Genomic DNA, 13,659 nt, shown 5'->3' with positions numbered 1-13,659 from the left:
GGCTACGGCTGGGGTTCGAAGTCCCAGTAGGGGCGGGTCTGTTGCTTCGCCGAGACCGTGTGGACGTGCTGCGGCCCGAGCACGCGGGTCAGCGACCGGATCCCCGCCTCCTCGTGCTTGCCGGCCTCGACGTCCTCCCGTACCGACCGCAGGTCCGCCGCCAGGGCGATCTGGGCGCTCAGCGTCATGGGGTGGTCGGGGCCCAGGACCCGTTCGGCCGTCCGCAGGGTCTCCCGGCTGAGGTCGAGCGCGTCCTCCAGGCGGCCGGTGATGTTGCGGTGCCCGGTGGCGTTGAGGGCGCAGCCCAGGGTCCAGGGGTGGCGGTCGCCGAGCGCCCCCCGCATGCCGGCGAGGGCCTGCTCGGCGAGGTTCAGGGCCTCGGCGCGCTCGCCCTGGGCGCGGAGCACGAGCCCGAGGTTGCCGACCGTGCCGATGCTGTACGGGTGGGCGAGGCCGAGCTGCGTCTGGTAGCCGCGGACCACGTCCTCGGAGATCCGGCGGGCTTCGCCGATGTCCCCGTACTCCCGCAGGTAGGTGGCGTAGTCGGAGGCCACCATCAGGGTCCACGGGTAGTCCACGCCGAAGACGCGCGTCGCCCGTTCCCACACCGTCCGCAGCCGCAGCCCGGCGCCGGTGATGTCGCCGGAGCGGCGCAGGCACATGCCGAGGTTGTGTTCGGCGCGCAGGGTCTGCGGGTGGCCGAGGCCGAGGACCTGGGTGTTGAGCTTGACCCCCTGTTCCTGCCGGGTCTGGGCCTCCCGGTAGCGGCCCATCAGGCGCAGGCCCATCGCGCAGGCGATCCCGGAGGACAGCGTGGAGATGTGCTGGGGCCGCAGGATCCGCTCGCGGCGGCGCAGGGTGTCCAGGTCGAGGTCGTACGCGTCCTGGTAGCGGCCCAGCAGCCGGTAGGTGGCGGCCAGGTTGTTCTGGGCGCCGAGGGTCGTGGAGTCGTCCTCGCCGAGCAGCTCGCGGTAGGTGGCGAGGCAGTGCTCGAAGATCACCCGGGCCGGTTCGAACTTGGCGATGCACAGCAGGACGCCCCCGTACGCGCTGACGGCGCGCAGGGTCTCCAGGTCGCGTTCGCCCCGCTCCTCGGTGAGCCGGTCGGAGACGGCCCTGGTGAGGGTCTCCGCGCGGCGGAACAGGCCGAGGTTGCGCAGGGCTCCGCCGTACTGGTAGCTGAGCTCGCGGACCTTGGGGTGGTCCTCGCCGAGCAGGGCCCGCCAGGCCTGGTCGGTCTCCTCCGACAGTCGCAGGCAGGTGCGGTACTCGCCGGCGAGGAGCAGGTAGCGCAGGCAGTGCAGCAGGAAGTTCTGGATGCGCGGGTTGCTGCTGGTGAGGACGCCGGAGGTGGACAGGTGCGGGACGAGTTCGGCGTAGCGGGGCCAGAGCCGGGAGTCGGAGGGGCGGCCCGGGTCGGCGGCGGCGAGGACCTGGCGGACGGCGCGGGCGAGGGGTTCGGCCTCGTCCTCGGACAGGTTGGCGCGGACGATGCCGTGGACCATGCGGTGCAGCTGTACGGTCTCCAGGCCTCCGCCGCCGTCCTCCACGGGCAGGTCGGAGTACTCCAGGCGGACGACGGAGAACTGGACGAGCTTGTTGAGGGCGGCGTTCCAGCGGATCTGGTCGTTGATGAGACCGGCGAGCTGTTCGGGGACGTTCTCGACGGGGAACTCGCGCAGCAGCCGCAGCGGTACCGGGCCGGGGGCGAAGAACACGAACAGCCGGAGCAGGGCGAGGGCGTCGGGGAAGTTCTCCCGGACGTTGTTGAGGAGTATCGCCAGGGCGGTCGGGAAGGGCACCGGGTAGTCGTCGGAGACGAGGACGGCCTCGCGGGAGTCCAGCCGGCGCTGGAGCAGGTCCAGGTAGTCGCCGACGGTCAGCGGGGAGTCGGCGAGCCAGCCGGCGGTCTGGTCCAGGGCGAGGGGGTAGTCCTCCAGGGCCTCGGCGAGCTGGTCGGCCTCCTGCGCGGTCAGCCGCAGGGCCCGGCGCCTGATGAAGGTGACGGACTCGGGCCGGGCGTAGAGCGGGACCTCGACGAGGCTGGTGTGCCGGGTCGCCCACTCCCGGTTGCGGGAGGTGATGATGACGTCGCCCGCGCCGGAGGGCAGCAGGTCGGTGAGGTCGTCGGGGTTGTCGCAGCCGTCGAAGACCAGCAGCCAGCGGTGGTACGGGGTGCCGCGGCGCAGGGCTTCGAGGACGGCCCGGATCTGCTCGCCGTAGCTGCCGGCGCCGCGCGGCAGCCCGAGGGCCGGGGCCAGGTCGGCGAGCCGCTCGCGCAGGGTGGGCCGGTCCTCGGCGGGGACCCACCAGACGACGTCGTACTCGGAGGCGAAGCGGTAGGCGTACTCGGTGGCGACCTGCGTCTTGCCGACGCCGGACAGTCCGAGCAGGGTGACGGTCGAGGCGCCGGGCGGGGCCTCGACGAGGGCGGAACGCAGGGTGCCGATGACGTCGTTGCGGCCGGTGAAGCGCGGATTGCGGCGCGGGATCCGGCCCCAGATCTCGGGCGGGTCGTTGGGGAAGCGGGGGCCGCGGCGGCCGGTCTCGGTGCCGATGCGGTCGGTGGGCAGCTCCAGGCGGCGCAGCACGCGGTACTCGGCCTCGTACGCGTCGAGGCCCCACAGGTCGGTCTTCTCCAGGACGGCGACGGCGCTGGGCAGCGGGGCGTCGGTGAGGCAGACGGCGGCGAACCGGTCGGGGTGGCGGTCGGTGACGGCGCGCAGGGCGGTGTTCCACTCCTCGTCGGCGTGGGTGCCGGCGGAGAAGTAGCGTTCGCTGAGGACGAGGAGGACGCGGCTGCCGGAGCGGGCGAGGTCGTCGAGCGCGGGGGCGAGGCCGGGACTGTTCTGCGGGTCCCAGCGCTGGAGGGCGACGCGGTGGCCGTGCTCCTCCAGGCGGTGGGCGATCCACACGGCCCAGGGGCGGTTGAAGCCCGCGAAGCTGATGACGAAACGCTGCGGCTGGCCCGGAAGCGCGTGCGCGTGCTGGCTCGGGTTCTGGCTCTGGCTCTGGCTCTGGCTCTGGCTCTGGCTCTGGTGGGGATTCTGGTGCGGGTGTTGCTGCTGCTGCGCTGCCGCGTCGCGATCCTGCCGACTACCGGTGGTCATACGGCCGTCTCCCTGGAATCCGGGCAGTGGACGGGGTTGAAAAGGTACCGCAGCGGACGATCCGTCAGCCTCGTGCGAACGGCGCGAGTTCGGGGTGTTCCGCGCACCAGGCGCGGCGCTCGTGGTCGACGGCCCGGCGGGCGGTGGCGTGCTGGTCCCCGGGCGGCGGCAGCTCGTCCATGGCCCGCTCGGCGTCGTCCATCGCCTCGGTGAACTCCTGCCCCACGGGCGTCAGTTGCGGATGGGCGCGGAGGACGGGCAGGACGGCCGCCACCTGCGCCCGGACGCGGGCGTGCTGGGCCCAGGCCCCGCGGGCACCGTAGAGCGCGGCGCGCTGCCAGTAGCCGGCCAGGGCCAGGTGGGCGTACGCCCCGTGCAGGAGCCCCTCCAGGGGCCTGGGGTCGGCCCGCCAGGGGGCCCAGTGACGGGGCGTGCGGTCGGCGGTGTGCAGGGTCAGTACGTCGGCCAGGGCGGTGAGCTTCCCGTGCTGCACCTCGTGGACCAGGGTGGCGGCCAGCGCGGGCGGGGCCTGCGCCCGCGCCAGTACGGATCCCGCGGCCGCGGGGAGGGTGGCGCCGCTGGAGCGGGAGCCGCCGGCCAGCGGCACGACGGAGCGCAGCAGCTGGACGGTCTCCCCCGCGCGGAGGGTGTCGTACCGCTGGAGCAGCGTGAGGGCGCCGGACCACTGGGTGTCCCAGCGCTTGTGCCCCTTGGGGGTGAGCCGCCGGGCGGCCCGCACGGGGGCCGGGTGTTCGGGGCCGGGCGCCCGGTAGGGGTCGAGGTCGTCGAGGGCGGTGCCGCCGCCGGGCAGGGTGTGCAGGGGCAGGGTGGCGGGGTCCGCGGGGTCCCAGGAGCCCTCGGTGAGGGTGAGCGGGCCGGGCCGGGGCGGACGCAGCAGGCCGAGGGTGGGCAGGACGAGCCGGCCGTGCACCGGCCGCAGGGTGGTCGCGAAGGAGACCCCGGCGCGCAGGGCCGCCGCGGCGGCGAGGGCGCCGAGGTGGCCGAGGTCGGCGGCGGGACCGTACGGGTCGTGCAGGCGGCGCAGGGTCTCCTCGGCCCACACGCCGGTGGCCGGGTAGTGCACGACGTCGCGCACGGCGCCGGGGTCCTTGCGCTCGGCCTCCTCCAGCAGGGCCCAGTGGTCCGCGGCCTCCCCGGCCCGCCCGCCGGGAGCGGCGTCGAGGACCGCGCGCAGCAGGACGAGCCGCTTGGAGCGGCGGATGTCGCGGATCAGGCGGGTGCCCTCCGCCGAGGGCTCGGTCGAGGCGAGCGCGCGCAGGGTCGGGGACGGAACCTCGAAGGCGGCGAAGGGCGTCCGCGGGACGGGGCCGTCGAGGGCGTCGCGCGGGCCGAAGACGTCGCGGCGGCCGGCGGGGTCGCGGGGATCGGCGGGGTCGCGGCGGCCGGCGGGGTCGCGGGGGTGCCGGGGCTCGCCGGGCGCGCTGCCGTGGCCGGGTCGTACGGGCTCGCCCGGGTCGCGGGACTCGTTCACGACGCGGCCGCCTGCCGGGGGGCGCCGGAGGCCGGCGGCGCGGGACGGTCGGCCGGCGCGGGGAACGGGCCGGGACGCGCGGGGACGGCGGGAGCCGCGGCCGGACGGGGGCCGGCCGCGTCCGGGGCCGGACGCGCGGTGGCCGCGTCCAGGGCGGCCGCGACGTGCCGGATCAGGACCTTGAGGTCGGCGCAGTACACGGACGGCTGCCGGAAGCCCTCCCCCGCCAGGTAGCGGTGCGGGTAGTGCCCGCCGCCGCACACCTCGACCAGCTCGCAGGAACGGCATCCGGCGGCCAGGGCCTCCCGTCCGAGCTGGCGGGCGGCGAGCCCGGGATGGTCGAGGAGCTGGTCGAAACTGTGCGCGGCGAGGGTCATCCCGGTGGCGGCGGCGCCCTCGTAGGCGGATTTCAGCGAGTCGGCCTGTTCGATGGAGCCGTCGGTCTCGATGACGGCGGTGGTGGCGGGTGCGAGCCCGAGGGTCTCGGTGGCGGCGGGCAGGCCGAGGAGGAGCGCGATGATCTCCTCGAAGATCCTGACCCGGGTCCTCCGCGCCCCGTCGTGCCACCAGCGCTCGAAGACGGCGATCAGCCAGTCGGCGTACGGGGTGCGGCCGGGGCTCCGGCCCGGCGGCGGGGAGCTGTGGTGGGCGAGCGGCAGGAGCAGGCCGAGGGAGGGCGGGGCGTAGCCGAGCAGCGACTCGTACGTCTCCACGGGGTCCTGGCCGAGGTCGACCACGCAGAGCACCCCCGCGTAGCTGTCCGGGTGCCGGGACAGCAGCCGCAGTCCGCGGGTCGCCGCGGCGAAGCCGGGCCGGCCCCCGCGGTCCACGCGCCGGGCGTTGTGGGCGGGCAGGCCCCCGTCGAGGCTGACGCCGACCCGGATGCCCGCGGCGGCCAGGGCGGCGAGCCGGCCGCGGGTGAGGAGGGTGCCGTTGGTCTGGACGGTGGCGGTGACCCGGGTGCACGGGGAGCTGCGGGCCACGGCGGCCCGTACGGCGTCGACCGGTTCGGCCAGCCGGGCGGGCGAGGTGAGCAGCGGTTCGCCGCCGTGCAGGACGAGGTCGACGTGGGTCAGGCCGTGGGCGGCGGCGTGCTCGGCGATCCGCTCGGCGGCGCGGGCCGCGGTGGCCGGGGCCATGACGGCGGGCTGGCCGCGCCAGCCCTGGTCGGCCATCTCGTAGACGTAGCAGTAGGTGCAGGCGAGGTTGCAGCGGCTGCGGGTCTTGAGCACGAACTGGCGGATCGGGTGCGGGCGGTGGCCCGCGGCGCGCAGGGCGGGGACGTCGAGGCGGGCGTAGGGCCAGGGTGCGTGGCGGGCGTGACGCCCGTGGAGGGCCTGGAGTGCCTGGAGGGCTTGGTTCCGGTGCGGGGGCGGCAGGCCGTCGCTCGTGATCGTGTGACTCATCGCCTGTACCTCCCGCTGCGCACGGTCCATCCCTGCCCTCCGCAGGGCCCCGGCTAACGGCGGAAAGTGGTCAACCGCGTTCACTCTGGCGGATGGTGACGGTGCCTCTGCGACGCCCGGCGGGGCGGCGGTGCGGGACGGCGTGCGCGGCGCGAGCGGTCACACGACCCCGGAGTCGAAGGCGTTGAGGACCTCGGCCGGGTGGGTGACGCGCTCCACCATGCCCTCGATGACCGCGGCGAGCACCGGGTGGTCGATGCCCCGCAGCGCGGCCAGGTCGAGCCCCGAGAGGTCCGGGAGCCGGCCGGGGCACGCGCGGGCCGCGGGAGCGTCCTGATGTTGAGTCACCATGGGCCGGGTTTCCCCCTGTTGCCTGGTACGTACGGCGGTCCACTGCCCTTTCCCCTCCCCCGGTACGCGGAAACGGGCGCCCCCGGGTCGCACGGCGGCGCCGCCCCGCGGCCGGTGCGGTCCGGGCCGGTTCCGGCGCCCCCGGTGCCCCGGTTCCCGCGCCCGGGCCGTCCCGTCAGGGGCCGGCCTCCAGGGCGCGGATCCGGGCGCGGACCGCCTCCGGCCGGATGGTGTCGCCGGCGTCGGGCCCGTCGGCGTCCGGGCCGTCGGCGGTGGCGGTGTCGGTGTCCGCGAGGCGCTGCCAGAGGTCCAGGGCGGCCCGGTACGCGTCCAGGGCCGCCCGGGGCCGCGCCAGGCGCTCCAGTACCGCCCCGCGCAGCTCCTGCACCCGGGCCGCCAGCCGCACGGCGGCGTCCGCGCGCTCCTCGCGGTCGGCCTCCAGGGCGGCCCGCCAGGCCCGCCGGTAGGAGTCCGCGGCCCGGTCGAGGCGTTCGGCGGCGTGCGTGTGGCCGTGGATCTCCTGCTGCACGTCGCCGTGGTCCCGCCAAGCGCGGGCCTGCTCCAGCGGGCCGCGGCTGTGCCGCACCGCCAGCTCCAGCAGGTACTCCGCCTCCCGCAGGTCCACCGGGTCCCCCTCGTACGCGTGCCGCAGCCGCAGCCCGGTGGCCAGCCGCACCAGCCGGTGCGCCGACCCCGGGTCGGACTGCGCGACCGCCGCCCGGCTCTCGCGCAGCACGCGTACGGCGGTGCCGGTGAACCGCCGTCCGTCGGCCGCCCGCGCCCGGTCCAGGAGGACGTCGCCCCACTCGGGCAGCAGCTCCGCGAAGGCCTCGGCGTCCCGGGGGACGAGCCGGCGGGCGCGGCCGTACGCCTGGGCCGCGTCCTCCAGGGCCACCGGGTCGGCGTCCCGGGCGTACCGGGCCCGGTGGACGCGGCCCAGGCACACCAGGGCCGCCACCCGCAGTTCGGCGTCCCCGCCGGCCTCGGCGAGGGCGGCGCCGAGCTGGGCGGCGGCCTGCTCCAGCCGCGCGGGCAGGTGGCGCAGCGCCCCGGCCAGCTCCACCCGCACCCCGGCGGTCCGCGGGCTCCGCGGCTGCCCGCCGCGCGGCGGGGCGGGCAGGGCCGAGGCCAGCCGGGCGGCCGCCTCCGCGGCCAGGGCGCCGCGCTCGGCGGCGTCCGGCGTCCGGGGCAGGAGCGCCAGCAGGACGCGCCCCAGGGCCAGTTGCAGCGCCGGATGCCGGTCCACCCCCGCCGCCGCGGCGCCGTCGCCGGACCCGGCCTCCTGCTCCGCGGCACCGCCGGATCCGCCGGATCCACCACCGGAGTCCCGGTCCGGGCCACCGGTTTCGGGGTCCCCGGTTTCCGGGCCGCCGTGATCCGGGCCGCCGGTTTCCGGGCCGCCGTGATCCGGGCCGCCGGTTTCCGGGCCGCCGTGATCCGCCATGCCCGCCGAGCGCGGAGCCGGGCCCGGGGCGCCGCCGTCGCCGGAACTCCCGTCCGGGGAGCCGGCGGCCGGATCCTCGCCCCCGCCGCCGAAGCCCCGGCCAGGGAGGCCACCGCCCGCCGCGGGACCCCCGCCCCCGCGCGGCCCCACAGCCGGAGCCGGGTCCGGCGGCCCGCCCGGGGCCCGGCCCGGCGTCAGGTCCGCCGCCAGGGGCGGCGGCGGGCCCGTGAGGGGTTCCAGGGCGGCGCGGGCCTCCCACAGGGGCGCCGGGTCGTCGCGCACCGCGCTCAGCCGGATCAGGGCCTCCGCCCGCCGGACGGCGCAGTCGAGGCGCAGGCGCCGGTCGGCGCCCGGAACCGCTCCCGCCGCCGCCCACTCCCGTTCCGCCGCGGCCAGCAGCTCCGCGTCGGGCCGCGCGCCCGCCAGGGCCCGCTCGTACAGCACCCGGCCCAGCACCGCCCGCGCCGGGGCCGTCCGCAGCCCGGTCACGGCCCGCTCCGCCTCGGCGAGGAATCCGGGGTCCCGCTGGTCCGCCCAGAGCCTCAGCAGCGCCCCCGCCAGCTCGGTCTCCGCCTCCTCCGGGGGGTCTCCGGGCCCCTCCGGGACCGCCACGGCCCGCCGGAGCACCGCCACCGCCTCGTACAGCGCCCGTGCCTCACCGCCCCCGTCCGCGAGCCGGTCCCGCGCGGCCCGCACCGCCCGGGCGCGCCCCGGCGCCGCAGGGACCGGGACCCCGTCAACCGGGCTGCCGGGGCTGCCCGGGCTGCCCGTGCCCGGCGGCCCCGGCAGGTAGCGCCGTACGACCTTCGCCGAGACCTGCGCGAAGGCCTGCGGGAGCCGCCCCGCGGGCACCCGGCCGGCGGCCTCCCGGGTCCCCGGACCGGGTACCGGCGGCGGAGCCCCCGTCAGCTGGGAGACGGCGAGCGCGGGGAAGTTCCGTACGCCCCGGCCGAAGTGCGCGAGGACGTACTCCGAGCAGTGCTTGAGCACCAGCGCGGCCTCGTCCCGCCCCAGCGGCCCCAGTAATACGTCCTGCACCCCCGGTACGAACTCGTACCACTGCACCGGCGGCGGTCCGCTGCGCCGCAGCAGTCCGCTCAGCAGCACCTCCGCCAGGTCGGACGGCTCCGAGTCGGGCAGCATGGTGCGCTGCACCAGCCGCATGACGGGCAGGGTCAGCGGCGCGGCCGACAGGTACACCGCCAGTTGCACGGCCCGCGGTGCGGCCGACGAGCGGAAGCGCCCCACCAGCTCGCGCGGGGGCCGCACCGCCCTCGGCGGCGGCGCCGCCGCGGCCCGGTGGTCGGCCAGCACCCGGCCGACCTCGGCCGGTACCGGCCCGGTGCCCAGCCCGGCGACCAGCCGGGCCCACGCCCCGAGCGCCGTGGCGCCCGGGGGCAGCACCGGCACGGTCAGGCCTCCGGTGGGCCGCCCCGGCAGCGGGGGCCGGTCCGGCCGGAACACCAGCTTCCGGCCCGCTCCCCCGGCCCGGGCGAGGGTGCCCCGCTCGGTCGGCAGCCAGCTGCGTCCCCACAGCCGCTGGGGCAGCGGCTGCACGACCACGCACGGGGTGCACTCGGCCCACCGGTGCAGCAGCCGCTGCGCCGAACCCTCCCGCCACAGCGGCCCGGTGCAGTCGGAGACCACCATGGTCAGGGCCCGTCCGGTCGGGTCGCGCAGCTGGTCGCCCGAGCGCATGCCGGTGCCGGGCACGGGGTCGCGCCCGAGGGCGGGCGTGCCGTCCGGCAGCCGGTGCAGGTGGTGCACCTGTACGTCCCGGAAGGCGCCGAGCCGTTCGCACACCGTCCGCAGTTCCTCGAACATGTCCTGCCACACGGCCATCGACGGCGACGCGTCCATCACCAGCCGTACGGTCGCCTCGTGCCGGTGCTCCGGCCGGAGCACCGGCACGATCAGCCCGAGGGCCCGCGCTCCGGCCTCGGCGGTGGCGGGCTCGTCGAGCACCATCCGGCCGGGCGGCCCGGTCGGCCGGTGCCGCTGGAGGGCGCGCAGGGCCCGCTGTACGTCCAGGATCCGGGGCAGCGCCGCCGCCCCGGGGACCCGTACGGGCACCGCCTCCCCGGCCGGGGAGGCCTCCTCCGGTTCCGCTCCGGCGGCCCCGCGCACGGCGGGCGCGTACAGCGTGACCGGGTCCTCGGGCTCCGCCTCCTGCGGTACGGGCTCCCCCTCGCCCGGCGCCGGCCCGCCCGGCCCGTCCTCCGCACCGGGAGCGGCATCGCCGCGCACGGGGCCGGCGGCCGGTCCCGGGCCCGGCGGTTCCCCGATGGGCGGCGCTCCGGCGGCCGCGCGGGTCCGGCCGGCGAGCCAGAGCGCGTCGGCCAGTTCCCCGGCGGACGGATCGAGCCCGGCGGCGCGCAACAGCCCCGCCAGCACCCGGATGCCGGGCTCGGCGGGGTGCCCGGCACCCGGCTCGGCGGACGGCCAGGCGGCGGGCTCCGCGACGGGCCCGGCGGTGCGCCCGGCAGGTGGTTCGGCGGCCGGCTCGGCGGGGAACACGGCCCGTCACCTCGGGCGGTCGAGACGCTGGATCAGCAGGTCGGCCAGGTCCTCGCGGGTCGGCGGGGCGGCGTGGTGGGTCAGGTAGATCGCGTTGAGCAGCTGGTCGGCGGCGACCAGCTCCGACTGGGAGCGGGTGAGGAACTCCCGGATCAGGTCCGCGCCGAGCCGGGCCGCCTCCTCGCCGAGGTGCGCGCGGACCATCGTGGCGAGCCGCTTCTCCCCCGGCTGCCCCAGCTTGAGCTGGATGCAGCGGCGCAACAGGGCGGCGGGGAAGTCCCGTTCCCCGTTGCTGGTGAGGATGATGAAGGGGAAGGCCCGGCAGCGGACCCGCCCGTCGCGGACCACCGCCTTGGTGCCGTCGTCGGTGAGCACCCGCACCTCGGGCTCGGTGTCGGCCACCCGTTCCAGCTCGGGGAGCGTGAACTCCCCCTCCTCCAGGACGTTCAGCAGGTCGTTGGGCAGGTCGATGTCGCTCTTGTCGAGCTCGTCGATCAGCAGCACCCGCGGCCGCTCGGTGGGCAGCAGCGCCGTCCCGAGGGGCCCGAGCCGGATGTACCTCCCGATGCCGGGCGCCCCGCCGCCCGCCCCACGGCCGACCCCGGCGTCCCCGCCGGCCGCGTTCTCGCCGCCCCCGCCGGCCGTGTTCTCGCCGCCCGCGCCGGCCGTGTTCTCGCCGCCCGCGCCGGACGGGCCGCCCGCCGGCCGGCCGCCCGCCGCCAGCTGCACGTCCTGGAGCCGGGCGATCGCGTCGTAGCGGTACAGCCCGTCCTGGAGCACGGTCCGCGAGACCACCGGCCAGCGCAGCACCCGTCCCAGCTTCAGCTCGTGCGCCACGGCGTGCGCGAGGGTGGACTTCCCCGTCCCCGGGAAGCCGGTCACGAGCAGCGGCCGCCTCAGGTAGAGAGCGGCGTTGATCGCCTCCAGTTCCTCCGGCTCGGGCCGGTGCAGTTCGGCGGCCTGCCGGTGCGCGCCGAGCCGCCGGGCCACGTTCCCGTCGGCCGCCGCCGCGGGCCCGCCGGGCGCGGCGGTCGGACCGCCGTCGAAGTCCCGCCAGGGCGGCGGGTCGGGCAGGGCGTCGATCCCGTCGTGGGGCTCCCCGACACCGCGGTAGATGAGCCACTCGTCGTTCATGGCAGCTGCTCCCTCCTGCCGGTCACAGGTCCCCCTGGAGCGGCTCGTCCTCGGGCAGGGCGCGCGCCGGGTCGTCCCATACGAGGACGGCTCCCGCCGCCCAGTACGCGTCCGGGTCCGCCCCGTACGCGCGCCCCCGCAGCGCCTGCAGGCGCTGCGGCAGGGCCTGTGCCCCGCCCGCCACGGCCAGTTCCTCCCGCAGCCCGCGGTGGAACGGCGCGCAGGTGGCCCCCGGTTCCGGAGGCGGCCGCCGGCCCGCCACCACTCCGTACCCGGACTCCCGCACGGCGTGCAGCGAGCCCAGCGTGGGCTCCTCCGCGGCCGCCCGGCAGTGCACGGCCACCGTGTTGTCCGGATGCGCCGCGAGCCGGTCGGGATCGGCCGCGCGCGGGCGCCCCCGCGCGCAGTCGATGCGCTCGTCCAGCAGCGGGCCCGGCTGTACCCGCGCCCACCGGTCGGCGGCGCGCTCGGGCGCGGGCGCGGGGCCGCCGGGGTGGCGCAGCACCACCGGCCGCTGCACGCCCAGCGGGGCGCCGCCCACCAGCGTCCACTCGTCCACCGCCAGGCCGAACAGGGCCGGTTCGACGGCCACTTCGAGCAGGGCCGCCGCCTCGTGGGTGTCGCACCGCCGGAAGGCCTCGGCGAGCGGGGCCCGCAGCGCTTCCGGCAGGCCCGCCAGCGTGGCCCGTACGCCCGAGTCCACGGGGGTCAGCCGGCCGGGGTGCTCCGGCCCGGCGAGCACGGAGACCCGCCAGTCGTAGACGTCCTCCCAGCCGTGCGCCCAGGCCTCCAGCAGCACCGACGCGCCGGTGGGCGCCCCGCCGGACCGGCGGGCGGGGCCGTGGGCGCCGCGTTCGGCGCGGGTCCGCCGGCGCTGCTCCCGCTCGGCCAGCCCGCGCTCGTGGCGCTCGCCGAGTTCCCGGCGCAGCGGTCGCCACAGCCGCTCGGCCGTGGCCCGCACCCAGTCCCACAGTTCCTCGTCCGCGCCGGGCGCGGGCGGCTCGCGGTAGTCGGCCACGCTCACGTCCGTCGCGTACCGCAGCATCGCGGCGGCCTCGCCGACCCCGCCCGGCGGGTCGTGGAGCAGGCCCAGGCCGTCGCGCCAGCTCAGGGGGGCGGGGGGCTGCGGGTCCGGTTCCTCGCCGCGCGCCGCCTCGGCCAGCGCCCGTACGACCTCGGAGGAGCCGGGCGGGGGCAGTTCGGCGAGGAGCCCGCACAGGGTGGTGCGTTCGCCGGGGGTGAGCCGGCCGCGTCCCTGCGGGCCGCCGCCGTCGGGGGCGGGCAGCTCGTCGTGGACGTCGGTCCAGGTCCGGCGGGTGTCGAGGTCGCTGACGTGCTGGTCGTAGTGGTGCAGGTCGTGGGCCTGCATGACGCGCCGGTAGAGCCCGATCTGGCCCCGCGGGGGCATCGGCAGGGTGCGCAGCTGGACGACGGACACGGCGAGCCCGCCGCCGCCCGTGTGCCGTCTGGCCTTGACGACGCCGACGACCTCGCCGCGGCCGAGGTCCACGACGGGGCCGCCGGACATGCCGGGCTCGATCTCGTCGTCGTCGCCGAGCCGGATGGCGGCGCCGTTGCCCGCGGTGCCGCGCAGCCGGGTGGTGCGGCCGGTGATCTCGGGGGTGCCGAGGTCCTCGGTGCAGCCGAAGTACGCGACCTCGTCGAAGCGGGGCCGGGAGCGGTCGGTCAGCCAGACGCAGGCGTGCGAGACGGGGGCCAGTATCCGGATCAGCGCCAGGTCGGGGAGGTCCCACAGGGCGCGCCGGCCGGGCCGGCGTTCGTCGAGCCGCTCGGGCAGGACGCACTCCACGCGCCCGACGACGGTCCCGGTCGCCGCTCCGGGGCGGGCGGAGCCGCCAGAGGAGAAGGTGATCCCGACCTCGCGCCCCGTCAGACGCACCGCAGCACCCCCCTCGCCGACCACGTGCGCGCACGTCAGGACCCAGCCGGGGGCGATGAAGAACCCGCTCCCCCAGGTGGGTCCGGACGGACTGCCGGGGGGTTCATACCCGCCCGGCGGGGCGTGGACGCGTACGGTCGCCGCCTGGACGAGGGGTTCGAGGAGCTCGAAGGCGCGCGCGGAGCCGGCCGTGCGCCCGTCGGTCATCCGCGCCCCCGTCCCGTGAGACGTCCTGGACGTCCAGGCTAGCGCCGGGGGCCGATACGGCGGGAGGTGTCGCCGCAACGCGGATTATCCTGGCGGGA

General features: G+C 77.6%; 7 protein-coding genes. All 7 read right to left on the bottom strand.

From position 1 onward, the window contains the following. Nucleotides 1-2 precede the first annotated feature (2 nt). Nucleotides 3-3,110: an FxSxx-COOH system tetratricopeptide repeat protein gene (gene fxsT, locus ACZ6S8_RS01100; RefSeq protein ID WP_469451299.1), complete on the bottom strand. Its 3,108-nt coding sequence runs from the start codon at nt 3,108-3,110 to the stop codon at nt 3-5. Between the two features lie 64 nt (nt 3,111-3,174). Next, nucleotides 3,175-4,602, bottom strand: coding sequence for an HEXXH motif domain-containing protein (locus ACZ6S8_RS01095; RefSeq protein ID WP_469451297.1), 1,428 nt, complete (start codon nt 4,600-4,602; stop codon nt 3,175-3,177). Beyond that, on the bottom strand, nt 4,599-6,008 hold the full coding sequence (locus ACZ6S8_RS01090) for an FxsB family cyclophane-forming radical SAM/SPASM peptide maturase (RefSeq protein ID WP_469451296.1): 1,410 nt from the start codon (nt 6,006-6,008) through the stop codon (nt 4,599-4,601). The genes ACZ6S8_RS01095 and ACZ6S8_RS01090 overlap by 4 nt, the downstream gene beginning before the upstream one ends. 159 nt (nt 6,009-6,167) lie before the next feature. Next, nucleotides 6,168-6,359 (bottom strand): FxSxx-COOH cyclophane-containing RiPP peptide, encoded by a 192-nt coding sequence (fxsA, locus tag ACZ6S8_RS01085; protein WP_386522568.1) that lies wholly within the window; start codon nt 6,357-6,359, stop codon nt 6,168-6,170. A gap of 175 nt (nt 6,360-6,534) precedes the next feature. Continuing rightward, nucleotides 6,535-10,320: an SAV_2336 N-terminal domain-related protein gene (locus tag ACZ6S8_RS01080; RefSeq protein ID WP_469451294.1), complete on the bottom strand. Its 3,786-nt coding sequence runs from the start codon at nt 10,318-10,320 to the stop codon at nt 6,535-6,537. Nucleotides 10,321-10,326: 6 nt separating this feature from the next. Continuing rightward, complete coding sequence (locus ACZ6S8_RS01075; RefSeq protein ID WP_469451293.1) at nt 10,327-11,454, bottom strand: AAA family ATPase; 1,128 nt, start codon at nt 11,452-11,454, stop codon at nt 10,327-10,329. Between the two features lie 22 nt (nt 11,455-11,476). Continuing rightward, on the bottom strand, nt 11,477-13,561 hold the full coding sequence (locus ACZ6S8_RS01070) for a VMAP-C domain-containing protein (protein ID WP_469451291.1): 2,085 nt from the start codon (nt 13,559-13,561) through the stop codon (nt 11,477-11,479). Nucleotides 13,562-13,659: the final 98 nt, after the last annotated feature.

The sequence above is a fragment of the Streptomyces sp. NPDC048461 genome, from assembly GCF_055587105.1.
Note: the sequence above shows the minus strand (reverse complement) of the source record. Positions and strands in the feature narration are given on the sequence as shown.

Excerpts from the sequence above, each read along its gene's own strand:
- fxsA (WP_386522568.1), bottom strand. The coding sequence starts at position 6,359 with ATGGTGACTCAACATCAGGACGCTCCCGCGGCCCGCGCGTGCCCCGGC.
- fxsT (WP_469451299.1), bottom strand. The coding sequence starts at position 3,110 with ATGACCACCGGTAGTCGGCAGGATCGCGACGCGGCAGCGCAGCAGCAG.
- ACZ6S8_RS01090 (WP_469451296.1), bottom strand. The coding sequence starts at position 6,008 with ATGAGTCACACGATCACGAGCGACGGCCTGCCGCCCCCGCACCGGAAC.
- ACZ6S8_RS01070 (WP_469451291.1), bottom strand. The coding sequence starts at position 13,561 with ATGACCGACGGGCGCACGGCCGGCTCCGCGCGCGCCTTCGAGCTCCTC.
- ACZ6S8_RS01075 (WP_469451293.1), bottom strand. The coding sequence starts at position 11,454 with ATGAACGACGAGTGGCTCATCTACCGCGGTGTCGGGGAGCCCCACGAC.